17 protein-coding genes are annotated in these 26341 nt (G+C 55.1%); 2 read left to right on the forward strand and 15 right to left on the reverse strand.

Annotated elements, in window-relative coordinates; translation table 11 throughout:
- Positions 1-42: 42 nt before the first annotated feature.
- The 6 genes from F5984_RS15455 to F5984_RS15480 form a co-directional block, all read right to left on the reverse strand.
- A complete protein-coding gene (locus F5984_RS15455; protein WP_152125158.1) occupies positions 43-1578 on the reverse strand; it encodes a cellulose synthase family protein in 1536 nt (511 codons plus the stop codon).
- 174 nt (positions 1579-1752) lie between these two features.
- Positions 1753-2445 (reverse strand): glycosyltransferase family 2 protein, encoded by a 693-nt coding sequence (locus F5984_RS15460; protein WP_152125159.1) that lies wholly within the window; start codon positions 2443-2445, stop codon positions 1753-1755.
- Positions 2446-2544: 99 nt separating this feature from the next.
- Positions 2545-3147 carry a carbonic anhydrase gene (locus F5984_RS15465; RefSeq protein WP_152125160.1) on the reverse strand — a complete coding sequence of 201 codons (603 nt, stop codon included), beginning with the start codon at positions 3145-3147 and terminating at the stop codon, positions 2545-2547.
- Positions 3134-4711, reverse strand: a complete 1578-nt coding sequence (locus F5984_RS15470) for a SulP family inorganic anion transporter (RefSeq protein ID WP_152125161.1) — start codon at positions 4709-4711, stop codon at positions 3134-3136. Before F5984_RS15470 ends, F5984_RS15465 begins: the two co-directional genes overlap by 14 nt.
- Positions 4712-5100: 389 nt before the next feature.
- Positions 5101-6969, reverse strand: a complete 1869-nt coding sequence (locus tag F5984_RS15475; RefSeq protein WP_152125162.1) for a proton-conducting transporter transmembrane domain-containing protein — start codon at positions 6967-6969, stop codon at positions 5101-5103.
- A gap of 9 nt (positions 6970-6978) precedes the next feature.
- Positions 6979-9474, reverse strand: a complete 2496-nt coding sequence (locus F5984_RS15480) for a YbcC family protein (protein WP_152125163.1) — start codon at positions 9472-9474, stop codon at positions 6979-6981.
- Between the two features lie 241 nt (positions 9475-9715).
- Here F5984_RS15480 and F5984_RS15485 point away from each other — a divergent pair, with 241 nt between their 5' ends.
- Positions 9716-11344 (forward strand): SulP family inorganic anion transporter, encoded by a 1629-nt coding sequence (locus tag F5984_RS15485; RefSeq protein WP_152125164.1) that lies wholly within the window; start codon positions 9716-9718, stop codon positions 11342-11344.
- A 547-nt stretch (positions 11345-11891) separates the two neighbouring features.
- Here the strand turns inward: F5984_RS15485 and F5984_RS15490 are convergent.
- The 4 genes from F5984_RS15490 to F5984_RS15505 all read right to left on the reverse strand — a co-directional run bounded on the left by F5984_RS15490 (position 11892) and on the right by F5984_RS15505 (position 16608).
- On the reverse strand, positions 11892-13334 hold the full coding sequence (locus tag F5984_RS15490; protein WP_152125165.1) for a hypothetical protein: 1443 nt from the start codon (positions 13332-13334) through the stop codon (positions 11892-11894).
- Positions 13335-13501: 167 nt separating this feature from the next.
- Positions 13502-14485, reverse strand: coding sequence for a phytanoyl-CoA dioxygenase family protein (locus tag F5984_RS15495; RefSeq protein WP_152125475.1), 984 nt, complete (start codon positions 14483-14485; stop codon positions 13502-13504).
- A 58-nt stretch (positions 14486-14543) separates the two neighbouring features.
- A complete protein-coding gene (locus F5984_RS15500; protein ID WP_152125166.1) occupies positions 14544-15800 on the reverse strand; it encodes a sterol desaturase family protein in 1257 nt (418 codons plus the stop codon).
- Between the two features lie 268 nt (positions 15801-16068).
- Positions 16069-16608: a YceI family protein gene (locus F5984_RS15505; RefSeq protein WP_152125167.1), complete on the reverse strand. Its 540-nt coding sequence runs from the start codon at positions 16606-16608 to the stop codon at positions 16069-16071.
- Between the two features lie 304 nt (positions 16609-16912).
- Here F5984_RS15505 and F5984_RS26565 point away from each other — a divergent pair, with 304 nt between their 5' ends.
- Complete coding sequence (locus F5984_RS26565) at positions 16913-17059, forward strand: hypothetical protein (RefSeq protein ID WP_185155527.1); 147 nt, start codon at positions 16913-16915, stop codon at positions 17057-17059.
- Between the two features lie 78 nt (positions 17060-17137).
- On the opposite strand, the gene F5984_RS15510 is transcribed toward F5984_RS26565, so the two are convergent.
- The 5 genes from F5984_RS15510 to F5984_RS15530 form a co-directional block, all read right to left on the reverse strand.
- Complete coding sequence (locus tag F5984_RS15510; RefSeq protein WP_394367416.1) at positions 17138-19651, reverse strand: zinc-dependent metalloprotease; 2514 nt, start codon at positions 19649-19651, stop codon at positions 17138-17140.
- A 115-nt stretch (positions 19652-19766) separates the two neighbouring features.
- Positions 19767-20654, reverse strand: a complete 888-nt coding sequence (locus F5984_RS15515) for an OmpA family protein (protein ID WP_027302995.1) — start codon at positions 20652-20654, stop codon at positions 19767-19769.
- 109 nt (positions 20655-20763) lie between these two features.
- The gene (locus F5984_RS15520; protein WP_152125168.1) at positions 20764-22257 is read right to left on the reverse strand and encodes a DUF1501 domain-containing protein; all 1494 of its coding nucleotides are present in this window, start codon (positions 22255-22257) and stop codon (positions 20764-20766) included.
- Positions 22258-22393: 136 nt separating this feature from the next.
- Complete coding sequence (locus F5984_RS15525) at positions 22394-25207, reverse strand: DUF1553 domain-containing protein (RefSeq protein WP_152125169.1); 2814 nt, start codon at positions 25205-25207, stop codon at positions 22394-22396.
- A gap of 231 nt (positions 25208-25438) precedes the next feature.
- Complete coding sequence (locus F5984_RS15530) at positions 25439-26329, reverse strand: hydroxypyruvate isomerase family protein (protein WP_152125170.1); 891 nt, start codon at positions 26327-26329, stop codon at positions 25439-25441.
- Positions 26330-26341 lie beyond the last annotated feature (12 nt).

Raw genomic sequence — 26341 nt, forward strand, 5'->3', positions numbered from 1 at the left:
GGTGCCGCTTCGGAAGGCGGAGCGGCCGGGCACAGCAACCACTCAGATCGGTACCGACTGGCTGGGCTGGGGCATGGGGCTGGCCGACGGCAGGGTAGTGGTTCGGCGAATCGTAAACGAGTGGTTCAGCGAGTAATAACAAACCATAGCGAACCCAACCATCAGCATGATGTGCAGAAAAAACATTCGGAAGTCCTGCACATAAAAGGCCAGTACCAGCCCGCCTACAAAGTAAAGCGCCAGCAGCCCCTCGGCTACGGTGAGCCACGTAATTTGTCGGCCTATGTACTTGTTGGTTTGCCATAAATCGCCGGCTTTGTTGGCATTGAACTTCGGGGTTCGGACAAACGGTGTTTTCTTGCCCAGATACCCCTCCAGTACCGCAATGGTGTTGTGCAACGATAGCCCCATCATGAGCGATGAGTACATCGGAAAGTAAAATGCCACCATCGCCTTGCGTTTTTGGGAGTACAAAACGTACGGAATTCCATAAAACGAGATGAGAATAAACAGGTTGAGCTGGAAGAAATTGATGATGTAAAAAACGACTTCCCACTCAGGGTGCCGCGCCCGGATGTAAAGCAGCGGCACGCTCAGCACGCCCAGCACCAGTACCAGGATAAACGTGGCACTGCTAAACAGGTGCATACCGGCATGAAGCTTGGTTTTAAGCGGAATGCCCGGTGTGCGCAACACCGTACCGTACATTTTGCGGGCCACCTCGGCGGCTCCTTTCATCCAGCGGTACTGCTGCGACTTGAGGGCATCCATAGCTACGGGCAGCTCGGCGGGTGAGGTTACGTCTTCGCGGTAGCTGAATTTCCAGCCCCGGAGTTGCGCCCGGTAGCTCAGGTCAAGGTCTTCGGTGAGGGTGTCGGCGTGCCAGCCGCCCGCATCGTCGATGGCCGCCCGGCGCCACACGCCCCCCGTGCCGTTGAAATTGGCAAACAGATTGGCCGCATACCGCCCACTTTGCTCAATGGTAAAGTGCGCGTTGAGCCCAAAGGCCTGCAACTGCGTAATGAGCGAAAAATCTTCGTTGAGGTGCTCCCAGCGGGTTTGCACAATGCCCACTTTCGGGTCGGCGAAGTTAGGCAGGGTTTTGAGCAGAAAATCGGGGTCGGGAACAAAATCGGCGTCGAAAATAGCCACAAAGGGTGCGTCGGTGAGGGTAAGCCCGTAGGCCAGCGCGCCCGCCTTGAAGCCTTTGCGCTCAGGTCGGCGAATGTGCCGGATCGGAACCCCCTGTTCCCGGTATAAAGCCACCCGCCGGGCAATGATTTCGACGGTTTCGTCGGTTGAGTCGTCGAGGACCTGAATATCGAGTTTGTCGGCCGGGTAGCGGAGTTTCACCATCGAGTCGATCAGGCGCTCGGCAACGTACAGCTCGTTGTACACCGGCAGTTGCACCGTTACGGGCGGCAGCTGATCCCACGGAATGGCGTTGGCCGGGCGGATGTTATCCTGCCGTGTTTGTTTTGTACGGAGGTACGTAATAATCAGGCTCAACTGCCCCAGGTTATAGAGAAACAGCAGCAGCAGCGCCAGACCGTACAAAATCAAAACAAGTACTTCCATAGGTTGTCAATGCGTATTCAGTTGGATTCAGTTGGAGCGTTAGTACCGGCTTCAGTACAGGACATTCGGACTTCAGACACTAGACTTACTACCTTTTTGCCTGGAGGTCTAACGTCTAGTGTCTAACATGTAATGTCCAGTACTGAGAGTACCGGCAACACGGCCATCAATCCACTACAGATACCGGAAAATGGTCGTCAGAATTTTATAGCCAGCCAGTACCGTTCCCTTGACGGTTCCCGAAATCTTCGAGAACCCAATCCGTTTGCGATAATTCACCGGAACTTCCGTGATCCGCATTTTTTGTTTGGCGGCCTTCAACTGCATCTCAACCGTCCATCCGTAGGTTTGGTCGCGCATGTCGAGGGCCAGCAGCCGGTCCATCCGAATGGCCCGAAATGGCCCCAGATCCGTGTACCGAACGTTGTACAACCATCGGAGCAGGGTGGTTGCCAGCCAGTTGCCAAACACCTGTTGCGGAGTCATCGAACCCCGTTGCCGATTGCCCAGCGCCCGCGAACCAATTACCATGTCGTAGCCCTCGTTCAGAATGGGAGCCACTACCTGCGGCAATTCGGCGGGATAATCGGAATAGTCGGCATCCAGAAAAACGACCACGTCGGGTTTTGGTTCTAAATTCTGAGCATAAGCAATGCCGGTCAGGCAGGCCCGTCCGTAGCCCTGCACGGGTTCGTCGAGCACGGTAGCCCCGGCCCGGCGGGCCTCAACGGCGGTTTGGTCGTTGGAGTTATTATTGACCACGATCACCTCCTGCACGTAATCGGCCGGGATTTCACGGATTACGTTGCCCACGGAGTTCTCTTCGTTGAAGGCCGGGATGATGACGACTATACGGGGTAAATTCAAGTGTCTGAATGTAAAAATGCCCGTCAAAAATACACATTCTGACGGGCAACTTCTGATTAGGCAACGGCCACCGGGCAGGTTGGGGCTCTGATTGGGCGACTACACCCCCGGCGGTGACAGGTTAATGACGTCTTTGATCAGACCCGTGCGCAGGTTAAATACCCAGCCGTGCAGGTTTGGAATGGTATGACTCGCCCACATTTTCTTGACGCTATCGGTAGCGGCCAGATTTCGTACCTGCTCCTGCGTGTTCAGTTCCACCAGCCGGTCGAACCGTTCGTGGTCATCGGCAATCTGGTCGAGTTCGGCCTGGTACATGGTTTTTACCCGGGCAATATTATCCAGCCACCCGTCAATCAGGCCCAGTTTGGTACCGGCCATGGCTGTTTTCACGCCCCCGCACTCGTAATGGCCGCACACAATCACGTCGGTCACTTGTAGCACCTCAACGGCATACTGCACTACGCTCAAGGTGTTCAGGTCGCCGGGTACCACCAGGTTGGCAATGTTGCGGTGAACAAACATCTCGCCGGGGTCAGCACCGGTAATCTGCTCGGCCGTTACGCGGCTGTCGGAACAGCCAATCCACAGAAAGTCGGGCTTCTGCCCCGACGAAAGGGTATCAAAGTAGCCGTCGTTGAGTTCAAGACGATCCTGAACCCAGGCTTTATTCATGAGCAATAAGCGATCAAATGGGCGCATAGGTGGGTTCGTTTCGTTTCCGTTGGGTTACCTGCCGCAATTCATACTTTATTCCCTGATTTTTGGCCGTCTCGGCAAAATCAACCAGCAGGGTGTACACGTCACTATCCACAAACGTAGCGTACCGGCCGTCGACGAGCACCGAATCGCCGGGACGTAGCGATTGCAGGGCTTCTTTCAACTGCGGCTTGCTCAGAAAGTACATATCGCGCTGAAACTTGATGAGTACGTTGTTGCCCTCCCGAATCACCCGGAACGAAGCCTGCGAGTTGGTGTACAGCACAAACAACAAACCAACCACCGCGCCCATGGCGATACCAATAAGAAGGTCGGTGAAAATGATGCCTACTACGGTCACCAGAAACGGGATAAACTGACTCATGCCTTCGCCATAAATGGCCGCCAACACGCGGGGTTTAATCAGGTTAACACCCACCACAATGAGCAGGGCCGCCAAACACGCGAGCGGAATGTGGTTCAGGATAGAACCGGCAAAAAACAGAGATAACAGCAACAGACCACCATTCACCAGCGTAGAAAGCCGGGTCTGGGCTCCACTCACGATGTTGGTTGTGGTCCGAACGACCACCGATGTTACCGGTAGGCCACCGACCAACCCTGACGTGATGTTGCCAATTCCCTGCGCCACTAGTTCGCGGCTCGACGAGGGCACGCGCCGGAGGGGGTCAAGGCGCTCCGATGCTTCGAGGTTGAGCAGGGCTTCCAGGCTGGCTACCAGCGCTAACGTAAGGGCAACTACGTACACACGTCCGCTGCCGAGGGCGCTCAGGTCGGGGAAGTTCATCAGTGAAGACAAACTCGCCCCCGACAGATCAGGAATCCGAACCATGTGGCCACTCGAATCGCCAAGGTACCACTCGGGCATCGAGACCCGGAATAGCTGGTTCAGGCCCACGCCCGCAACTACCACCACCAGCGCAGCCGGTAGCCAGTCGAAAAAGCGATTGCCCCGGTTGGTCATGGCGCTCCAGCCGAGCAAAATGGCGAGCGAAACCACGCTGATGATAACGGCCCCCGGTGCCGGGTCGGCAAAGGCCCGCACCAGTTCGGTGAGGGTGTTTTCGCGGTCGGCCAGTTGCTGAAACTCAAAATCACCTTCGAAATCGGTGTCGCGACCGAGTGCGTGCGGAATCTGCTTTAGTATAATCACAATGCCAATACCCACCAGCATCCCCCGCACGACTGAGTTGGGGAAGAAACTGCTGAGCCGCCCGGCTTTCAGAAAACCAAGCACTAACTGAATAAGGCCGGCCAATACCAGCGCGACCAGAAAACTCTCGTACGAGCCGAGCGACCGGATGGCATCGGCGACGATAACAGCCAAACCGGCTGCAGGGCCACTTACGCTCACTTCGGAGTCGGAAAGGGCGCCAACTACTAAGCCGCCGATGATGCCCGCAATGAGGCCAGACAGTGAGGGGCCGCCCGAGGCCAGCGCAATACCCAGACAAAGAGGGAGCGAGGCCAGAAAGAGCGAGACCGAGGCCGTCAGATCCTTGCGGATATGGTCGGTCGGGTGACGAACAGGAAGATCAGGAGCCATACAAAGGAAATAAGGTTACTGGGTCATTAAACAATCTACAGTTTTACGTGTACCAAATTGGTTTCGTGTACGACAAATTGACCGGCAATAATCCTGCCGGTTGCCGTCGGTTATCAGCCATTTGTACCTATTAAACTGATTTAAACGGACTACTTACTACTATTTAGGGGATGAATTGAATCAACTAAAAAAGAAGTAGTAAAAGTAATTTGCCTTAAATATAGATTAAAACCGGTGTTTTGTTTCCAGAGGGAAGGCAGCTTATGCTTTCTTTTTTGTGGGTTAAAACCGAAAAAGCCAGCCTACCTCAAGGGCAGGCTGGCTGGCAAATTGGTTAAAACGAGGAAAGTAGCCGGTACCCGGCAAGGCGGGCGGGCCGGATGCGTTTATTACGACGATCGGTAGGCCATATCGAATACCGACCGTACGTGTGGGCCCAGAAAAACGCGGGCGTAAATGCGGATAAGCGCCAGACCATCGACAATGAAACTGAGCGCGGTGAAGAAGGCCAGCGCCAGCTGATTCTCGTGAATGTGGGTGAAAATGAGGTCTTCGCCCACAAACGTCGGTGTGATCGGGAAGCCCGAAACCCCCAGGCAACAGAGCAGAAACAGGAACGCCAGCAGCCGGTGTTTATAGGCATGGCCGTGGAACCGCCCGAGGTCGATACTGGTTTCGAGCGTTTTCAGGCGGGTGAGTACCACATACCCAAGAATGCCAGCTACCACAATCCCGCTCAGGTACAGCAGGGTCTGTTCGAACCGGAAATGCTCGTTGAATGAGATGGCCAGCGCCACAAAAAAGTGATTCATCAGAATCAGAACCCAGCTCTTCCGGGCTTTTTTGCGTTCGGTGAAGGCTTTCAGGACCATCAGCAGCCCCATGAGCGAGAATACCATCGGTAGGGCGTGCACCAGGTCGGGAGCGAGGGCATCTTCGTTGACCAACAGGAGCAAACCGAGCCCGTAGATCGGTACAAAGAAAAGCAGCACCCGATTGAGCGTCAGAAAATCGAGCCGACGGCCAACTGCTTTGAGCGGATTCCACAGAAACCGGTACATGAACGAGTCGAGGTTCCACTCTTTAAGGCAAAGCATGTAGAACGTGTACGCGATTTTTTTCGGGTAAAACCGCTCAATCGACTGCGGATGCGGTGAAAAATGATAAAACTGCTCCCGAATCTGATAGCTTACTACCGAAGGCGACACTAGTAATTGGTACGTCCGCAAAAACGCGTTACCCGCAAAGTGAAATAGGGCCAGATGCCCCCAACCGGCCGCAATCTCAATAAACATGAGGCCAATCTGTGCAATGGATGCGTAGGCAATCTGACTTTTTACGGACGACTGTACCCGCGCAATACCCGTAGCTACCAGGGCCGAACACAGGCCTACGGTCCCAATGAGTACCCGTACCGACACTTGTTGCTCCCAGAACGGATAGGTGCGCAACAACAGAAAAACACCCAGGTGTACCGATAGCGATCCGTAGAAAATCGCGCTCGACGGGGTGGGGCCTTCCATAGCTCGGGGCAACCACGACGAAAACGGCAGCTGCGCCGATTTGACGGCCGCCGACAGCAGAATCATCACCGAAATAAATACCCCGATCAGGGTGTGGCTTTGCAGGTGCTCATGCACCAGCTCGTAGTTGCGCAGTTGCAGAAACGTGGTGTTCTGATGCCAAAGGTGGTGACTCATCCACATGGCCAGAATCAGACCCACGTCGCCAATGCGATACAGCGAAAACACTTTTACGGCGTTCTTAACCGGCAGATACCGGTCGCGGTAGAAGGCAATCAGCAAAAATGACGAGATGCCCAGAATTTCCCAGCCAACAAACAGGGTTTCGAGGTTGCCCGACAAAATAGTGAGCGTGTACCCGACATAGAAAAAGAGAATGGTATTGAAAAAGCGTTTGTAGCCCGCTTCGCGGTGCATGTACGCCCGGCTATACCGCGTGATCAGAAACGTTAGAAACGCCCCCACAAACAGATACACCGCCGTGACCGTGTCGAAATCAAAGTCGACAAAAAACTCGTAGCCGCTTGTCTGGAGCAACACAATCTCTTTTACATCGAGCGTAGGGTGGCCGTCCAGTAGCCAGACACCCATAAACAGCACGGCCCCCAGCAGATGCAGGCCAACGGTGAGTACGGCAATCTGCGAAATAAGCGTTTCGCGCCGGGCCGGAACCAGCAGGCTGACCACGTAGCCTGCGAGGGGCAAAAGAACAAAGAAAGGAAGTAACGAAGCCATTCCGGAAGGTTATGAGAGGATAAAGACCGGGAAATTTTCCCCGTTCGATTCAACCAGCGGTTCCACGTCGGCAACGGCGTCGAGGTGGTCGGTAAGGGGATAGTAATCGACAAAGTCGCCTGCTTTGAACACGTACAGGGCGCGGGTTTCGGGGTGTACCGCCACCAGATTGATCCAGTTGTTGCTGTACCACTCGTACACCGCCGGAATTTTCTGGATGGTAGCGAGTACTACGTCCGGGTAATGCTCCACAATCATCAGCAACCGCAATGGGTCGTGTACCTCGATCATCTGGCTGGGTAGGCCCGGCCGCAGATCGCCGTCGATACCGTTGGCTACCCCAATCAGGCCCATTACGTTATGCGGCAGCTTGGTACCCGCCCCCAGCTTCTGGTTGTCCATCCGGGAGAAAAAGTACTCCAGATTAATGCCTCCGCAAACGGGCGTGGCCGCTTTCAGAATATTGAGCAAATAGTGGCCGTCGGGGTCAATGGCATAATTGTACGAGTTCATGAGCGCCCGCCGGTCCAGAAAAAGCCCCTTCGTCATGGCCCGCCGACCCACAATGCACAGAGCGTTGGTGGCGTGGTTGAGCTCAGGGCGCGGTTCAAACAACGACACCGACCGGATTTTTACCTTGTCGTGAATTTGTTCGGGTGTGAGGCTCGAATCAATCGACTCGAACCGGCGCGACCGTTCCTTGGCGTTCAGGTCGAGGGCTTCGGCGAAGGTTTGCCGGTTGAGTTGGTGGAACTCCCGATTGCCAACCTGTAGCGCCTGATCGTCGAAAAACGCAATCTCGTCGCGGGTGGTGTCGTGCAGGGCTCCTACAAACTGCGTATCGTCAGGAATGTCAATACCCCGTTCGTGGAGCAACACCCGTACCTGCGGGTGGTTGGCCATGTAGCACAGTACCCGCGCATTGGCCGAGCCCGACCGCCCCGAGCAGGCACCACAGTCGTAGGCTGCGTAGTGGGGGTTGTTTATCGTGCTGGAGCCATGCCCAACTACGTACACGAGCGAGGCAAAATTTTTGACCAGCCCGATGCTTTTGAGGACTCCCTCGACCCGGTCGGCCATTTCGGGTACAGTAAACCCTACCTGTAGGTCATTTTCGGGGGCGTGCTGATGTTTATGCTCAATAGTCAGCCGTGCCGCTCCATCCATGTGCCGAAACGACGACGCCATTGACGGGCTCATGGTAGGCCGGAAAATATTCAGGAACAACCGCAGTGCCGACCAGAAACCGAGGGTTTGCGAAATAAGCCAGCCGCTGTAAAACGAGTGCGCGTGCTTGTTGAAATGCACGTCTTTTTGCTTCTTGGTTGTGCGTCCCTGCTCTTTGATGAGGTACTTGGGCGTAACCGGAGCGGGGCAAACTTTTTCGTAGAATTTGCCGGTTTCGGGCTGGAAGAAAAATTCAACCCCGAAGAAACCGGGTGTCCCGAAGGTTTCGCAACGAGGGTCGAGCTGTTCCAGATACCGACGCATCGACTCCTCCCGGTCGTCGATACAAAATAGGGCCTGAAAACTTTTGCCGAGCGTTTGTTTGCGGGCGAGTTTGTTCTGCTGAATCCCCGCCAGCACCTGATCGTAATAGCTCCACTCAAACGCTTCCTGCCACATCATCAGTACCTCGTCGCGCTCGGTAACGGGGGCGTTGGCAAACAGGTCGGTCGGTTTATGGGCTAATTTCTGGCTCAGGGGTTGCCATTGGGTACCGAAATGGGCGTCGAGCGCGTCAATTTCGAGTAGCAGTTCAAACGTAATCAGGTCGTGCAGGGAGAGCTGCCGGCGGTCGAGCAGAGTTTGGGGGCCATCCTCAATGGCCGACACCATGCCCGACCAGCCCTGATGCGCAAATTGCCCATCGAAGAGGTAGGTTTCGTACAGGGCTTCGTCGCCCACGAGCAGAGCGAGCAACTCGCTGATGGAGGGGGTGCCGTCGAGCAAAAGCCGCCGGGCCCGGCGCGTCCGGAAAAAGCTGGTAAAGCTATGGCGTTCCATCTCGCGTAGGGCGTCCAGAAACGTTCTGTTGGTTACCGGAAACCCCCAGATCGCGATGCCCTGATCGAGGTACGAGCAAAGAATCCGAAACAGAAGCGGATGCACCAGCGAGTCGAGGTCAATATGGTATTGCTTTTTCCAGGTGCTGCGCAGGGAGCCTATGCGCGGGGTACCGGTGGCAGGGTAGGGTTTCTGGAGCAGCTTTTCGAGCCAGCTTTCGAGCCGGGCTTCGCCTTTGTGCCCAACAATTACTTTTTTCAGCACAACGGGGCTGATCTGCCCACTGCTGTACATTGCCCGGTATTCATCCAGGGCCAGCGCTACCTTGTAGCCGAACACCTGAGACGCCGACCGGATGGCGTCGAAAAACGGCCGATCCTGAAACGAATGGAGTGTATTGTGGTGAACAAAGTCTTTCAGCGGGGCTTGGGCGGGTAGGTAGTGCTTGAGGCTGTGAATGACCCGGTGTTCGTCGAACCCAGAGTGGTTTGTTTCCATAAACGGTTGCATGGCGTTAGCACTTCCTGATACCAGGAACGGGGGCAAAGGTGATTGGCACCAGTTAAAAAGTACTTAAGGTGAGTTTAAGAAGTGATTAAAGACCGGGCCAGTAAGCCGTTCTGAAAGCAGGGAGCGCCTTTTTCATTAATCTTCTTTTAATATGGGCTTAAGGGTGGCTTAACTCGCCCGGCCGAACGTTGCAGGGCATTTACGAACGGAATACATCTAAATTGACGTAATGGAGACCACTTCCAAAGCCCCTACACATTATGTGCCTGCCAAAGGATTTGCTGGTTTAACGCAAAACTGGCAGTCGGACCTACTGTCTGGTTTTCTCGTTTCACTCATCGCGCTGCCTCTCAGTCTGGGCATTGCGTCGGCTAGTAATTTTCCGCCGATTATGGGCGTACTGACGGCCATTGTAGGCGGTATGGTGGTGGCCTTTTTTGCCGGTTCTGAGCCGACTATCAAAGGTCCGGCGGCTGGTTTGATTGTGATTGTAGCGGGGGCGGTCGAAGAACTCGGTCGGGGAAATGTAGAGATTGGCTGGAAGCTGGCGCTGGGGGTTATTCTGGTGGCGGGTGTTGTGCAGGTGCTGTTTGGGGTGCTGAAAGTGGCTAAACTGGCCGATTTCTTCCCGCTCTCGGCGGTGCACGGAATGCTGGCCGCCATCGGCATCATCATCATGTCGAAGCAAATTCACCTGGCGGTAGGGGCTCACCCAGCCGATCTGAAAGGCAAGGAGCCCCTCGAACTGATTGCCATGGTACCCCATAGCATTGCCACTATGGAGTGGCATGTGGCCGTTATCGGGTTTGTGAGCCTAGTGATTATGTTTGGCTGGCCAATGCTCAAAAGCGCAACCATCAAGCGTATTCCGCCCGCACTGGTTGTCTTGGTCGTGGCTATTGCGCTGGGCCTGTACTTCCACCTCTCCGACACCCGGCAGTATGGCGATATCAAGCCGCTGGTAAACCCCGGTGAGTTTAAGCTGGCGCTCAACGTTGATTTTGGGGCCTGGTCTGGCGACCTTTTGCCGATTGCCCTGAAATACCTGGCTATGTTTGCCCTTATTGGCTCGCTCGAATCGTTACTGACGGGTAAAGCCATTGACCTGCTCGATCCGTACAAGCGCAAATCGAACCTGAGTGCCGACCTGACCGCCGTTGGTATCGGCAATATGGTGTCGGCTTTGTTGGGTGGCCTGCCCATGATTTCGGAAGTGGCCCGTTCGTCGGCCAACCTCAACAACGGCGGCAAAACCCGCTGGGCCAATTTCTTCCACGGCTTGTTTTTGCTGGTATTTGTGGTGGCACTGGTGCCGCTGATCAAGCTGGTTCCGGTAGCAGCTCTGGCGGCTATTCTGATCTCGGTCGGGTTCCGGTTGGCCAACCCGAAAGAGTTTCGGCACATGTACGAAATCGGGCCGGAGCAGCTTATTGTCTTCGTCGTTACCATCATTGCGACCCTCGCCACCGATTTGCTCATTGGTATTGCCGTTGGGATTGTGGCCGAGTTTATCATTCAGGTTGTGCTGGGGCTGCCGCTTAAGTACCTCTTCAATCCTGATCAGTACATGAAGTCGAACGGTAACCAACATACGCTGGTAATCAACGGGGCTGCGGTTTTTACCAATTATCTGAGCATCAAAAAGCAGTTAGACACCATTCCGCAACAGGAAGGGCAGTGCGTGACCGTCGATTTGCACCACGCCCGGTACGTTGACCATACGGTTATGGAGAACCTACATAACTACGAGCGCGATTTCCAACTGGCTGGCGGCCAATTCAACGTTATCAATCTGGATGAGCACAAACCTTTGTCGACTCACCCGTTGGCGGCCCGCCGGAAGCAACCTGCCTTGTAAAGGATGTTTTGTTGTAGGGTTATAGTCTATTATTCAGTGCCAAGTGCCCTAAATTCTCTCAGAAGTTTGTTTGTATTTGGGAAACAGCATCCGCGTTACGGGTGCTGTTTTTTTATGTCTGGCGGTGGACGGTAAAGCCGCTGTGCAGTATTGATGAATTGGCACGCGGATGACACCGGTTAAGCCCATTTTCGCGGACTGATACAGGGAATCGGCGTACATCTGCCCGATCCGTGTCGTTCGCGCGCTATTGGTATCCATTATGCATAATTCACGTTACTCAACTTCTGAAACGATTAAAGCCGCAAGGTAGAGTCTGATGTCGACTCCCTTGCGGCTTTGTGTCCCCGTGAAGACGCCTAATACACCTTAAAAAACATCTTAAATAACGCGAATTATGCATATTGGCTGACGCCAGGGCCTTCGACAGGCTCAGGCTGACTGGGGACTCTCAAGCCGAATGTCAGCTTGAGCCTGTCGAAGGCCCTGGCGTCAGCAACTACTTGTAGGACAGGGATTTTGTCGTGCGTATTATATATAACTCACGTTAAATAAACACCTGATATTGCAACGTCAGCTGACCACGACGACCCGCCGGGGCGAGTTGCGTGCCCGATGTCCCGTAGTAAGGCCGATTCTGGTAGTCGAGGGTCATTTTTGAGTTGTGCCCCCGAATGAGCCAGTTCAGGCCGATGTTGTACACGCCCAGAGGCTCGGTCAGGCGGGTGTAACGGGCAATCTGCGCCTGCGCGTACGGCATCAGGGCACCGTTGCCCCGACCCAGCAAATCCTGAGGTAGCAGATACCCGACCTGACTGTACAGCACATTGCCCGTTCCGAACATCGGGAAGGCATTTCCCTGAATACCCGATACGCCCGGCAGCGTAACTGTAGAGCCGCTGGCAGGGTTCATAATGCCGTTGAAACGCAGGTAGTCTTTGCCGTAATCAGTATGGAAGTAGCCCAGATAGGCGTTGATCGCGCTGCCTTTCGCCGGGCTGACCGGCATGTCCAGAAAAGCCGCTACCGACCACAAATTCAGGTTCTGATACACGGTGTCGGCTACGTTTTCGCGGTGCCAAACGGCGTTTTTCTGGTAAACGAAACCGCCTTCGAGGTTGAGCATTCGCTTCTTTCCCAAATAGGTGCCCGTCATGTAGCCGGGTGTCTGATTCGTCTCTTTGTCCAGAAACTGATACGCCACAAAACCCTGAACCTGTTTGTGGTGCCCCTTCAGCGCAAACGTTGCGTTCGACGAGAGGGCCGGGGGCGTCGCTCCAGTGGTTTGAATCGGAAACGGGTCGCTCAGGGCAAATCGGTAGTCGATTTTGCCTACCTGCCCACGGGCATATACGGTCAGCTTGCGCGAAAATTCGTCGGTTTGGTCGACGGTGGCCTGGGCAAATACCGGCACATCCATGCTCATAATCGAACTGACGCTCGGCTGGCTAAACCGCGAGAGGCCGTTCACAATGGTGAGCCCACCACCTACTTTCAGGTAATCTTTATCGCGGAAAACCAAGTATTCGCCCACGGCATCGTGAAAAAAGGCCGCAATTTTCCGGTTGCTGGGTGTACCGGCTGTATTGAAGCCCGGAAATCCGTTCAGGTAATTGAAGTTGTTCATCCCAAACTGGAGATAGATGAACGCACGGTCGTTGAGTTGCCCGAACATCTGCATCCGGGTTCGGCGGAGGCCAATATCGAGGGTTTGGGGTTTGGCTTCCTGAATAACGGTTGTACCTGGGTTGCTCTGATTGAGCCGCAGCCAGGTCTGGTTTAGAAATGTGACCTTGAAAAAGTGGGTGCCCGATGTATTCAGGTTGTATTTCAGCTCGTTTTTGTCGGCCACCGGTGCCGGTTTGGGTTGCACAACCTCGACAGCGTGGCTGAGACTATCTCGGGCAGCCGGGGCGGTTGTCGGCGAAACAGATTGGCCTGGCACGGCTCGGGAGGCCAGCAGGGCCCCGGCAAAAAGCAGTTTTTTCATAACTGATGCGTGGCTTCCGAATGTTCGGAAACCAATAAACGGATTGGTATAAACGACAATTGGGCCGAAGACCGGCGCTCATTTCTGAACCTCCTGCCTTCGGCCCAAACTACCGGCCTACCCGTTAAAAGCATCTGACGATGTTGTTAAAATGGCATTAAAGCAAATTAGTGCCAGCTATCTAACCCGAGCAATTTTTTGCCCAGTGGTGATAGGGGTGCGGTTTGGTAACGCGTTTTCTCCCAACCGCGCGGGTCGCCCGGAAACGCGTAGCCTTCGGGGGCCACGCGGTCGCGCCAGGAGGTGATGCGCCACTGTCGCAGGGGTTCGTTGTCTTCCTGCGCGGGCATCATTGAAATATACTGGGCTATACGCACTTTGTCGGTGGTGAGGTTGGGCCGAATCCCGTGCGGGAGTGTACTGTTGAAAATGAGCAGGTCGCCCGCTTCCATCTTCACTTTTACCAGCTCAAAGCCGGTAGTGTCGGGTTTGAACCGGTCACGGTCGGCGGGTTGGGTCAGTTTCCAGGTGTCGTAGGTCCGGTACAGCTCGGGTATGCACTGAAAACCGCCCATGTTCTCATCGGTTTGGTCGGCGAGGGCCAATACGCCCTGCACATTTTGCGGCCGGGTTTCAGGGTCGTAGTCCCAGTGGATAAACCCTTTGAACTCGTGCCCCGGCCGAACCGGGAAATTCAGATTGGCCCGGTCGATGGTAACCCACAGTTCTTCAACGCCCCAGATGTCGACAAAGGCGTCGTACACGCGCTCGCTCTGCCGGTTGTCCCACTGGTACGGGTGGTTGTACAGTTCAACCATACCGCTGTTGGTCAACTCCTTCATTTTCATTTCGGCGCGGGGCGGAGCGTACCAGGTAGCGGGGTCGTTAGGGTCTTTTTCTTCAAACTCCCAAAGCAGATTAGCCAGCCGTTCGGCCTGCTCTCTGGGTACAGCCTGTTTGATAACAATATAGCCGTTTTCCTGCCAGAACTGCCAGTCGGCTTCGGAGAGAACCCGCAGGGGTTTGCCATTGCTGCGGTCGTTGAGGGCAATGGCGCTGCTGGTTGCGGTCGATGGGTTGCCCGGAATATCCGTATGGGCGTTGTTCAGAAGAATGGCCGCGGGGGCCATCGTCGGCTGCATGGTTTCCATCTGAATAAAATCTTTACGTGGTTTATGGTCAGGACAAACTGTTACCATCCGCTTCCGTTCAGGAAACAGCATCGGTATGGCTTACCGGGTTAAGCTCGGCTGTATTGAGTTCGGTACGAGACAGCCGCCACAGCCAAACGAGTGAAATGGCGCCCAGCCCGCCCACGGCACCCGCTACCCAAAGCCCTGCCGGAATGGGCAGAAGTAGCCAGACTCCCAGCCCGGTGCAGGCCAGCAGCCGGAAGGCTTCAAAGCGGTACGCCCACGGACGCCCTTCAAAAAAGAAACCGAAGTTGACCACTGTCATCCCAATCAACAGGGCAATAGCCCCTTTTTCGCCCCAGCCCAACTGCCCCTGAAATTGTAGAAACGGGAAAGTTGCCAGCACCAGCAGCGTGTATTGAAACAGGACGTAGTAGTTGACTCCCTGCGGCACTTCAGTGTCAAATTTCTGGTACGACTCCCGGCTGACGTCGGGAATGGGGTGGTAAACGGCCATTTTGGCGTCCCAACCGGGTTTGTAAAACAGCACTTTGAGTTTGTCGGTCAGGGTAGGGGCATTCCGTAGCTGATGGCCGATGTGTTCGTAGTGCGAAAAGTTGGCCCAGACGGGGTTCCAGCTGTTAATGGGCGTGGTGATGCCGTACACGGGTCGTTCTTCCTCAACCTGAAATGTACCAAACAGTCGGTCCCAGATGATAAACGTACCACCGTGGTTTTTGTCGATGTACTTGGGGTTGCGCCCATGATGTACGCGGTGGTGCGAGGGGGTGTTCATAAACCATTCCAGCACGCCCATGCGGTCAATCATTTCGGTATGAATCCAGAACTGATAAATCAGGTTGATGCCGCCAACCACCAGCAGTTGCGTGGTGTCGAAACCCAGCAAGGCCATGGGCAGGTAGACCGGTGCCGTCCAGACGCCCTGAAACCAGCTCTGACGCAGGGCCACCGAGAGGTTGTACTCTTCGCTTTGGTGGTGTACCACGTGCCCGCTCCAGAACAGGTTAACCTCGTGACTGAGCCGGTGCGCCCAGTAGTAACATAAATCATACAGTACAAAAGCCAGAATCCAGCTCCACCAGGTATGCGGTACCTGAAACAGGGCAAAATTGGCATGCACGGCTTCGTAAAGCCCCAACGTAATCACTTTCAGAAAAATACCGACTACTTGTTGTGAGGTGCCCGCACTCAGGTTGGTAATGCTGTCGTTGAGCCGGTACAGCTTGGTTTGCCGGTAGCGATCGAGCCAGATTTCGATACCCATTGCCAGGAAAAAGAACGGGATTGCCAGCATGATGGGGTTGAAGTTCATACGCGTGAAGTGCTAAAGTCGGAGCGAATGCCGCAACGTGGTTTCTTGATTATGAAATAGAAACAAATTTAGAAAATACTAGACAAAATAGGCGATTTCTGGTCGGGTATTGCATTGGCTGGTGCGCCAACAAAAATCCCTACAGAGGCTTTTGATAAGCCACCTGTAGGGATTGGATCTATTCTCCAGATATCAGTTGGGTAATTCCCCCAACAAGTCGGGTGCGTAGCTTGACGACAAACGCTAAGCCAGAAACAACAAACGAAGCTTACGCCTGCTTGGTTACCTGAATGTTCAGAACCAGACGAACGTCATCGCTGACAACCACCCCACCGGCTTCGGTAACGGCATCCCAGTTCAGACCAAATTCTTTACGCTTTACCACACCCGCCAGTTCAAAACCAGCCTTGGTCTGACCGTAGAAGTCAACCATTTGGCCGCCGTACTCAGCTTTCAGGGTTACGGGCTTCGTTACACCGCGCATGGTCAGGTCACCGTGCAGCTCATACGTATCGTTGCCGGTTTTCTTCATGCTCGTTGACACGAACGTGAGCTGTGGGAAGCCCGCTGCATCGAAGAAATCGCCTGACTTCAGGTGGCCGTCGCGCTGCTCGTTGCCTGTGCTGATGCTATCAATTTCGGCTGAAAATGAAACGCTTGCGTTCTCGAAATCGTCGCCGGTTGTTTCAATTTTGCCGTCGTACTGTCCAAATGAGCCGGTCACGGTCGAAACCATCAGGTGCTTTACTTTGAACTGTACTTCTGAGTGTGAAGGGTCGATAACCCAGGTGGTAGTTGCGGTTGCCATGAGATGTAAGGAATTGTTCTGTGTAATTACATTTAATGTATATACATCTAAATGAAATGAATTGTTCCAACGGGTCAAAAATTTTTAGAATTAACGTGAATTATGGATAATACGAACTTCTAAATCCATGTTCTACTGGTTTTTGCTGACGCCAGGGCCATCGACAGGCTCAGGCTGACCGGTAGCTCTCAAGTTAGAGGTCAGCCTGAGCCTGTCGAAGGCCCTGGCGTCAGCCATTATGCATAATTCACGTTAGAATTAACGTGCATAATCGACTATTCTTCCATAAACACGCATCGGATAGATGACTGCTTATCGATGGGTAATCCGCGACAATCTGCCCAATCTGTGTCATTCGCAGGCCAATTCGCTTGGGTTCGAAAACCTATGTAGTCAGAACGCGGATACACGCTGTACCGAAACTGTAAATCAGGTAACCGAAGAGCTGTAAACGCCCGCATCCCGAATAGCCCCAGTTATTACGAGCTGTTCGGGATGCGGACTGGATAATAAGCTACCTAAAACCAGCTCAATGCCAGCTACAGCCATCGAGCCACTCCTGACCGGGATCGATGGGCGCGCCATCGGGGGCTACGAGCGCCGTAGTCGCCACTGGGGCTTGTTGCGGGTTCTGCTCATACTGCCGAATCATCCAGTGCAGGTAGCCGGGGTTTCGGTTCGATGTCCGATACTGCAACTCAGTTTTGTACTCTACCTCGGTTGAACGACCGCGCAGGTATTTCTTCTTGATGGCCATGAGCCCGTTGTGTGCCACCTCGCGTACCCGCGCGTCGGTGTCTTTGTTGGTTGCCAGCCCGATAAGGCCTTCCACCAATTTATGCCGCAGCAACAACTGAATCTGATCGCTGTGGTTGTACTGCCCTGTCAGGCGCATACCGAACGCTTGCCCCATCAGTGCGCTGACCAGTTCGCTCATGCCGGGTTGTTGCGGGTCCAGCGCCTGCTGATTGATGAGCCGGGCGCACCGCTCAGGGTTGAGTAAAAGCCGGAGCGTGAGGTTGATAGCGGCTTCGGGCGGGCCTAGCGGATCGAACGTGATACCCGTTCGGCGTTTAAATACCTCGCGGGGGTTGGCGTTGAACCCATAAGCGCGGGGTGGAATAAGCTTCAAAATCGGTTCAGGAAGAACCAGGTTTGTTGGTAATATGGTGTTCATCAAGCTACTCAGAGCCTGCCGTTGCGTTTGGGCAGGTACCACCTGCGTAACGAGTTGGCCATCGCCCCGGGTGGCGTAGGTGTAATCGAGGCCACCCAGCACTTTCACGGCCGCTTCGACCTGATACCGGTGGAACATATACAGTGGCACCAGCACTTCTTCCAGATTAGCCATAGGCGTGCCAACCGGGATTTTCTTTTCATTGAACTGATTCAGGGCAATATGCCGAATCTGCATCACCCGGTTCAGTTCGGCCACGGCATCGGTGCCATTGTCCCAGAGGTGCGTTTGGGGGTGAGCACCGCCCTCGGGCCGCCCGTCCTGATCGCTCAGGTATTTGAGGCCGCGCCTGATGTAGTTGGTAATGATCTTGTCGAGTTCGGCTTTTTCGTTGGCCCCTTTCGGAAAATGCTGATACCCGTAGGCAATGGCCACTTTATCCCATTCGCCAATTTCGGTGGTGTAGGCATTGGCTAATGAGAGTTTGGGGTTTCCCGCGTTATCCACGATATCCACCTGCGGGTGTGGATAATCCATGACCGAGGCCCGGCTGTTTACACTGGCGGCATAGTTGTGGGGTAGGCCGAGCGTGTGGCCAATTTCGTGGGCGGCCAGTTGCCGTAGCCGGGCCAACGCCATTTGTACGGCTTCGGTGGTGTCGGCGCCATTGGTATCAAAACTGCCCACCAGCCCCTGCGCAATGAGGTAATCCTGCCGAACCCGCAGCGAGCCGAGCGTTACTTTGCCTTTCAGAATTTGCCCGGTGCGTGGGTCGGTAATGCTGGCTCCGTACGACCAGCCCCGCGTAGAACGGTGTACCCACTGTACCAGATTATAGCGAACATCCATCGGGTCGGCATCGGGTGGCAGCAGTTTCACCTGAAACGCATTGCGGTAGCCGGCCGCTTCAAAAGCCTGATTCCACCACTTGGCACCATCCATCAGGGCCGACCGGATTGGCTCGGGAGCACCGGGGTCCATGTAGTACACAATGGGTTCAACGGGGTCGCTGATGGCGGCCGAGGGGTCTTTTTTCTGAAGCTTGTGACGGGCAATGTACCGTTTGCTGATAGGCTGGCTAAACGGCGAGGCATAATCGAAGAAGTCGATGCCAAAATACCCCGAACGGGAGTCCATTATGCGGGGTTTGTACGCGTCGGGGGCTGTCAGGTCGGGGAGTTGCACAAAGGAATGGTGCTGCCGCATGGTTACGATGGTTGGGGTAGGCACCACCTCGCGCAGGTACGGGCCCGGCGCATCGCCAGTGAGGGTAATGGTTGCCTCAAATTCGGTGTTTTGCGGAAACGCCTTGGTGTGCGGCAGGTACAGCGCGCACCGGTTCGGGTCGATCCGGAACGTGCCCTGCCGGGTTTGGGCAATGGCCTGAATAGCGCCTACAGCATCCTGAAGCAGAAACGGGGTGAAATCGACCAGTACAGTGCCGTTCTCTTCGGCCACAATCTCAAAGCCCCCATGTACCGACTGGGCAAATGATTCGGCTACGGCCCGACGCTCCAGTGAGTCGAGGCTGAGGGCGCGGTAACCGTAGTTGGTTTCGATGAGCAGAACGCGGTTGCCGCTCCGCTGAAACTGCACGACGTGCTCTTGACCAAGCCGCCCCCGGTCGAGGCCAATATCGTTGGAGCCGACGCCCTGCGCCAGCGTAGGGTAGTAAAGCAGCTCCTGATTAAACCGGCTAATTTCGAGCCAGATTTTGCCTTTTTTGGCGTCCCAGTAAAACGTCAGAAATCCCGGCCGCTTCTCCATCCCGTTGGTAAATGAGGTAATGGTTTGGGCACGGAGTAGCAAGGGAGAAAATAATAAAAGCAGATGAAGTAGTAGGGTACGGGTAGCAGTGCTAAGCATAGAGTGAGAGTTTGTCCGGGAAATTGCCACACAATCGGCAACGATGCAACTGCATTAAACCAAAAAGCGGCCCCACCATAATGGCGGGGCCGCTTTTTGCATACGTTGGCTGAGCTTATTTGCCCTGACCAGCCGTAAGCAGGTTGAAGAACTGATCGAGTTTCGGCGTCAGGATGATCTCCGTCCGGCGATTCGTTTTCCGACCAGTTGCCGTAGCATTATCATCTTTAGGCTCGTACTCGCCCCGGCCACCGGCCGTCAGACGCTCAGGAGCTACGCTGAACTTGCTTTGCAGCAACCGAACAACCGAGGTAGCACGCATTACGCTCAGGTCCCAGTTGTCTTTCACAAACTCACCCGCGATGGGGACAACGTCTGTGTGACCCTGTACCAGAACGTCCAGTTCTTTGTGGTCATTTACAACCGACGCTACCTTGCCCAGAACGGCCTCAGCAGCTTTGTTAACCTCGTAACGGCCCGATGCGAACAGCAGTTTGTCGGCAATCGAAACGTATACAACGCCTTTTTTCACCTCAACCTGAATATCCTGATCGTTTACGTCGGCCAGTGAGCGCTTCAGGCTCATTACCAGCGCCAGGTTCAACGAGTCTTTCCGCTGAATCGACTGGTTCAGGTTGTTTACCTGCTTGGTTTGCTCGTTCAGTACTTCGAGCGACTTCTTAATGCTCTCGGCACCTTGCTTGCTCACTACCGACAGGTCGGCCATCCGGTCGATGAGGCTGTTGTTATTCTTGCGCAGGTCAGCCAGCTGAGACTCCAGTTCGGCGATCCGGGTTTTATTGGTGGCCAGGTCCGTGTCACGGGTACGCAGGTCTGACTGAAGGCCCGTCAACTTGCGGTCACAGTCGCTCAAATCAGCAACAGCCTTGTTACGGGCGTTCTCTAATTCATTGTAGCTTGACTGTAATTGAGTCAGTTTCTTCTTGCTAACGCAGGATGATAGCAGTGACATTGCTACCAACACATAGATGGCTTGTTTCATACGGTTTTAAAACAAACAAAAACAGGAGGTTGATTTTTGTTAAACGATAACAAAATTACGTTTGTTTCACTATTTACTTAGCATTCGGTCAAGAATTTGTACTTTTTCGCTAAGCAAGTACAGGTTTTACCACTTTTCCGGCTACATCGGTCAGACGAAACGAGCGCCCCTGAAAAGGATAAGTAAGTTGTTCGTGATCAAAGCCTAACAGGTGCAGAATGGTGGCGTGTAAGTCGTGCACATGCACCTTATCCTTTACGCCGTAGTAACCTATATCGTCAGTTTCGCCATAACTGAATCCTTTCCGAACACCCCCGCCTGCCATCCAGACCGTAAACGCGTCGAGGTGGTGGTCCCGACCCATAAACGGTAGGGTTAGGCCGTCGCGATTTTCCTGCATGGGCGTGCGCCCAAACTCCCCGCCCCACACCACAAGTGTATCGTCGAGCAGGCCACGTTGTTTCAGGTCTTTGAGCAAACCGGCTACTGCCTGATCGGACTCCCGACACTTGTTTTTCAGACCAATTTCGAGGGCTCCGTCGGCGCTGGTGCCGTGCGTATCCCAACCCCAGTCGAACAACTGCACAAACCGGACACCACGCTCAACCAGCCGCCGGGCCAACAGGCAGTTGCGGGCAAACGACCCTACGTTGGGGTCGGCTCCGTACAGGTCCATGATGTACTGTGGTTCACTTTTGATGTCCATGGCATCGGGTACGGACATCTGCATCCGAAAAGCCAGCTCATACTGGCTGATTCGGGTCAGGATCTCGGGGTCGTTGACCTCGTTGTAAGCCTGCTGGTTGATTTCGGTGATGGCGTCGATGGTTTGTTTCCGAATATCGCGGTTCATGCCGGCCGGGTCCGATACGTACAGCACGGGGTCGCCGTCGGTACGGCACTGCACACCCTGATATACTGTGGGCAGAAACCCGCTTCCCCATACCGACTTGCCCGCGTCGGGCTGTTTACCGCCCGAGGCCAGCACCACAAAGCCGGGCAGGTCGTCGTTTTCAGAACCCAGCCCGTAGGTCACCCACGAGCCGATGCTGGGCCGACCCAGCCGGGCGCTGCCCGTATGCATGAGCAACTGTGCGGGGGCGTGGTTAAACTGGTCGGTGTGCATAGCTTTGAGGAAGCTGATCTCGTCGACTACGCCCTGCAAATGAGGGAGATAATCGGAGAGCCAAGCCCCCGACTGCCCGTACTGGGCAAATTTGCCCTGCGGCCCGAGCATTTTGGGTACCCCCCGGATAAACGCAAACTTTTTACCTTCGAGCAACTCCTGCGGGCAGTCGCGGCCGTGGTATTTGACCAGTTCGGGTTTATAGTCAAACAGTTCGAGCTGACTCGGTGAGCCGGCCATGTGAATGTAAATCACGCGTTTGGCCTTTGGGTTGAACTGGGCCGGCCGGGGCATCATGGGTTCGGTGGGGCCGGCTAAGCCCGATGCGGGCGTGGCTTTATTCCCTCCCCAGCCACAACTACTCAAAAAGGAGCCGAGGGCCATTGCGCCCAAACCCGTGGAGCAGGTCTGGAAAAAATGACGCCGGGTTTCGCGCTGTAAAGCGGCCTGCTGAAGTTCTTTGAGAAGCTTTTCCATGTCTTACCCTACCCCCGGCCGTCTGAAAACAGAGTACGGCGACCGATACGGACATTATTGGTTAAAAACATTACACATTACACATTACACATTACACATTACACATTACACATTACACATTACACATTACACATTGTTATTCTTTCGTAATCACTTCGTCCAGATTCAATACCGTGTTGGTCGTCACGGTCAGGGCCGCCAGAGCCGGACTTGCCTGCTCGAAGCCCATTAGTTGTTGGGCCTCGTCGGGGTGTTGCCGGTAGTGTTGCTCCGTGTTTCGGTACAACCGGAGAAGCACCGCCAGTTTGCGCGGCTCAATTTCACGCAGGGCTACCCGCCGAAACGCGGCCTTGATTTGCTCCTCAGGCGTTCGGGCCTGTTCACGAACACAGTCGGCCAGGGTCCGGGCGGCCTCTACATACACTGGGTCGTTGAGGGTCACCAGTGCCTGAAGGGGCGTGTTAGTCCGGAGCCGCCGAACCTGACAAAACTCGCGGCTCGGGCTGTCGAACGTAATCATGGATGGATAGGGAGCCGTGCGTTTCCAGTAGGTGTACAGAGCCCGGCGATTGCGGTCGGTAGCGTCGCTCAGCTTCCAGCTTTCGCCGTTGTAAGGCGACTGCCAGATACCGTCGGGTTGGGGAGGCATCACGCTGGGACCGTACATTTTAGGGTTGAGCAAGCCGCTCACGGCCAGGGCCTGATCGCGTACCTGCTCAGCGGCCAGTCGCACCCGTGGCCCGCGCGCGAGGTATTTGTTTGTAGGGTCGGCCGTAACCAAAGCTGCCGGAGCTGCCGACTGCTGCCGGTACGTGGCCGACAGCACCATGCGCCGAAGCATTTTCTTTATCCGCCAGCCGTCGGTCTCCATAAACTCGGCGGCTAAATAGTCGAGTAAGGCGCGGTGTGTGGGCGTGCTGCCCTGCGTTCCGAGGTCTTCAACGGTTTCGACCAGGCCCGTGCCGAATAACTGCTCCCAAAACCGATTGACGGCTACGCGGGCCGTGAGCGGGTGTTTCCGGTCCGTCATCCAGCGGGCGAGCCCCAGCCGGTTGCGGGGCAGGTCGGGCGAGAGAGGCAGAATGGACTTGGGTACATCGGGCTGTACGCGTTTGGTTTTGACGAGCCAGTTGCCCCGGTCAAATACCTGCGTTGGCCGGGCGAGGTCACCGGTGCCATCAAGCAGAATAGGCGTAGACTGTGGCCGCTTGTTGAGCAGCAGCGCGTACTCCATTTCAACTGCTCCCAGCCGGTGGGCGGATTGGCCGGGCATGGCCCGCTGAAAGGCAATCCATTTGATGCTCACCCATTTGTTGCCGCCTTTGGGGTTGTCGAGCCGAAAAAACAGGTTGTGCCGACCGGCAACTTCAGGAATCGGAAAGATCTGAACGGTATCACGGGCGGGTGCTGGTACGGGTAGGCTCACCAGCACGGGGCCATTGAGGCTGTCGCGCCGGATGGTGAGCGTGGCGCCGGGTGTTTCGTTCGACCAGGCTATGAGAAGCCGGTTTTGCCCCGTCAGGGTTACGTTGGGCAGCCGCCCAGAGCCCTCGTGCAGAATACCGAAAAATTTGGCGTCGAGCAGCGAGGCTTTCTGGTATTGGTCGAGCGCGTGCGAGTTAAATTTAGGCTCCAGCGTCCGTAAAAACTGGCGTTGTTGGGCCGTTTGTCCGGGTGGGGCTAGGCGGCCCATCCAGCTATAGAGTTCCTGCACCCGCACGGAGTCTTTGTCTTTGTAGAAACGGAGGGTTGGCGTGTCGGTTGTGACGTCTTCGTCGCGGGTGTTGTTGAAAAACGCCATGTACTTGTAGTACTCTTCGTGTGTGAAGGGGTCGTAGGGGTGGCTGTGGCACTGCACGCAGGCAAAGGTAGTGCCCCCAAACACATCCCAGGTGGTGTTGACCCGGTCGATAACGGCCGCCACCCGAAACTCTTCGTCCTGAGTGCCACCCTCATCGTTGTTCATGGTGTTGCGATGAAACCCGGTTGCCACGAGCTGATCGTCGGGTGGGAGGCCCGTAAGCGGATCGCGGTTGGGCATCAGGTCGCCCGCGAGCTGTTCGGTCAGGAAAAGGTTGTACGGTTTGTCGTCGTTAAATGCCTTGATGAGCCAGTCGCGGTAACGCCAGATTTGCCGACCGGGGTCACGCTCGTACCCTTTGGTATCGGCATACCGGGCGAGGTCGAGCCACATACCGGCCCATTTTTCGCCATACGCCGACGAAGCCAGCAGTCGATCAACTTGTTTCTCGTAGGCATCGGGCGATGTATCGTTTACAAAGGCGCTTACCTGTTCGGGGGTTGGCGGCAGGCCCGTCAGGTCGAGCGAAACCCGGCGGAGCAGGGTAGCCCGGCTTGCCTCGGCCGATGGGCGCAGGGTTTTAGCCAGCTGGGCGTCGGCGGTGGTGTCCCGAACGGTGCGGAGACCGTCGAGCACAAAATAGTCGATTTCGTTTTTAGCCCAGGCCGTTTCGTCGCTTTCGGCAAGGCCCGGAATAACGCTCCCCAGTTGGTCCCAGAACGAGCCGGGCCGGGGTACTTCGGGTTTTTCAACGGGCGTGTAGGCCCAGTGGTCGCCCCACTCGGCACCCTGATCAACCCAGTCCCGGAGTAACTGGATTTCGTCTTCGCTCAGGGGCGGGCCATCGAGGGGCATCCGCTCCTCGGGATCATCGAGCGTGAGTCGGCGAATCATTTCGCTGGCGTCGGCGTCGCCGGGAACAATGGCGGGTTTGCCTGATTTGGTCGGGGCGAGGGCTTCGTGCCGGAACAGCAGGCTAAAACCAGCCGTTTTTTTCACCCCACCATGACAGGCAATGCACTGCTTGTTCAGAATAGGCTTGATTTGGGTATTGTAGTCGACTTTTTGCTCGAAAACCCCCAACATTGAAAAGGAGGACAGCAGGACTACCGTACCCAAACCCCCGATCAGCAAACGTTTCGGCTTCATGGTGCTCTACTGTGGTTTCTGGTGTTTCGTTTCTGGCTTTTGGGACCGATCAGGCCATCGAACCCAAACCGATTTACGAACTACCGAGGTTGTCTGGTGCTTTGCTATCAAAGGCGTAAGGAGGGCCGTTTTTACGCCTGTAGATCCGTAAAATTTACAAGTACATCCGGGAAAAAAGCAAAACAGCCCGACTTTTGCCGGGCTGTTGCATGTTGGTATGGGTTGCTGCGGCTACACGTCGCAGATTTGAACCCCTTTCTTGAGCGATTCGAGCATACCGGCCTTGTCTTTGGGAGTCGGTACGTACTCCTGCCCAATGAAACCTTTGTAGCCGGTGGCCACAATCGCTTTCACAATAGCGGGGTAATAAATCTCCTGCGTATCGTCGATTTCCTTGCGGCCGGGCATCCCGCCCGTGTGGTAGTGGCTGAAATACTGCCCGTACCGACGGATGTTGCGGATGTGGTCGCCCTGCATACTCTGCATGTGGAAAATGTCGTACAGCAGTTTGAATTTCGACGAGCCCACCATTTCGCACAACACAGCTCCCCACTGCGGGTTATCGCACTGGTAATCGGGGTGGCTGTCGCGCGAGCTGAGTAGCTCCATCGTGATGGTCACGTCGTGCTTCTCGGCAATAGGCATGATCTTTTTCAGACCCGCCTGGCAGTTGAGCAGGCCCTCGTAGTCGCCCAGGCCATTGCGGTTGCCTGAAAACGTGATGAGGTTTTTCACGCCCATGCTTGCCGCCTGCGGAATCAGCTCGGTGTACAAAGCCACCAGGGCATCGTGGTTTTTGGGGTTGTTGAAACAACTGGGCAGACCCAGTCCTTTGGGCCAGGCATCGGGTTGCCCCATAGCCGAGGTAAGGCCGTATTTCTTCAACACCTCCCACTCTTTGGGGCCGGTCAGTTCGATCGACTCAATGCCGATGGCCTTGCAGCCCTCAGCGAGTTCTTCGAGCGGGATACTACCATAGCACCACCGGCTTACCGAGTGGCGGATGTTTCCTTTCAGGGCAGGCATGGCGGTAGTTGTTTCCATCGGGTTGGCGAGGGCGTCGGTCAGCGACAGCGTGAGGGCGCTGCCGGTGAGGGTTTTGAGGGCATTTCGGCGTTTCATAATGAGTGAATG

It is taken from the genome of Rudanella paleaurantiibacter, assembly GCF_009184635.1.
Taxonomy (GTDB): Bacteria; Bacteroidota; Bacteroidia; order Cytophagales; family Spirosomataceae; genus Rudanella; species Rudanella paleaurantiibacter.

What these genes read in the sequence shown, in the direction of transcription:
- F5984_RS15480 (WP_152125163.1), bottom strand. Translation starts at nt 9,474, where the DNA reads ATGGAAACAAACCACTCTGGGTTCGACGAACACCGGGTCATTCACAGC.
- F5984_RS15495 (WP_152125475.1), bottom strand. Translation starts at nt 14,485, where the DNA reads ATGGAAACCATGCAGCCGACGATGGCCCCCGCGGCCATTCTTCTGAAC.
- F5984_RS15515 (WP_027302995.1), bottom strand. Translation starts at nt 20,654, where the DNA reads ATGAAACAAGCCATCTATGTGTTGGTAGCAATGTCACTGCTATCATCC.
- F5984_RS15510 (WP_394367416.1), bottom strand. Translation starts at nt 19,651, where the DNA reads ATGCTTAGCACTGCTACCCGTACCCTACTACTTCATCTGCTTTTATTA.
- F5984_RS15475 (WP_152125162.1), bottom strand. Translation starts at nt 6,969, where the DNA reads ATGGCTTCGTTACTTCCTTTCTTTGTTCTTTTGCCCCTCGCAGGCTAC.
- F5984_RS15470 (WP_152125161.1), bottom strand. Translation starts at nt 4,711, where the DNA reads ATGGCTCCTGATCTTCCTGTTCGTCACCCGACCGACCATATCCGCAAG.
- F5984_RS15465 (WP_152125160.1), bottom strand. Translation starts at nt 3,147, where the DNA reads ATGCGCCCATTTGATCGCTTATTGCTCATGAATAAAGCCTGGGTTCAG.
- F5984_RS15500 (WP_152125166.1), bottom strand. Translation starts at nt 15,800, where the DNA reads ATGAACTTCAACCCCATCATGCTGGCAATCCCGTTCTTTTTCCTGGCA.
- F5984_RS15485 (WP_152125164.1), top strand. Translation starts at nt 9,716, where the DNA reads ATGGAGACCACTTCCAAAGCCCCTACACATTATGTGCCTGCCAAAGGA.
- F5984_RS15530 (WP_152125170.1), bottom strand. Translation starts at nt 26,329, where the DNA reads ATGAAACGCCGAAATGCCCTCAAAACCCTCACCGGCAGCGCCCTCACG.
- F5984_RS15505 (WP_152125167.1), bottom strand. Translation starts at nt 16,608, where the DNA reads ATGGCAACCGCAACTACCACCTGGGTTATCGACCCTTCACACTCAGAA.
- F5984_RS26565 (WP_185155527.1), top strand. Translation starts at nt 16,913, where the DNA reads ATGACTGCTTATCGATGGGTAATCCGCGACAATCTGCCCAATCTGTGT.
- F5984_RS15525 (WP_152125169.1), bottom strand. Translation starts at nt 25,207, where the DNA reads ATGAAGCCGAAACGTTTGCTGATCGGGGGTTTGGGTACGGTAGTCCTG.
- F5984_RS15490 (WP_152125165.1), bottom strand. Translation starts at nt 13,334, where the DNA reads ATGAAAAAACTGCTTTTTGCCGGGGCCCTGCTGGCCTCCCGAGCCGTG.
- F5984_RS15520 (WP_152125168.1), bottom strand. Translation starts at nt 22,257, where the DNA reads ATGGAAAAGCTTCTCAAAGAACTTCAGCAGGCCGCTTTACAGCGCGAA.
- F5984_RS15455 (WP_152125158.1), bottom strand. Translation starts at nt 1,578, where the DNA reads ATGGAAGTACTTGTTTTGATTTTGTACGGTCTGGCGCTGCTGCTGCTG.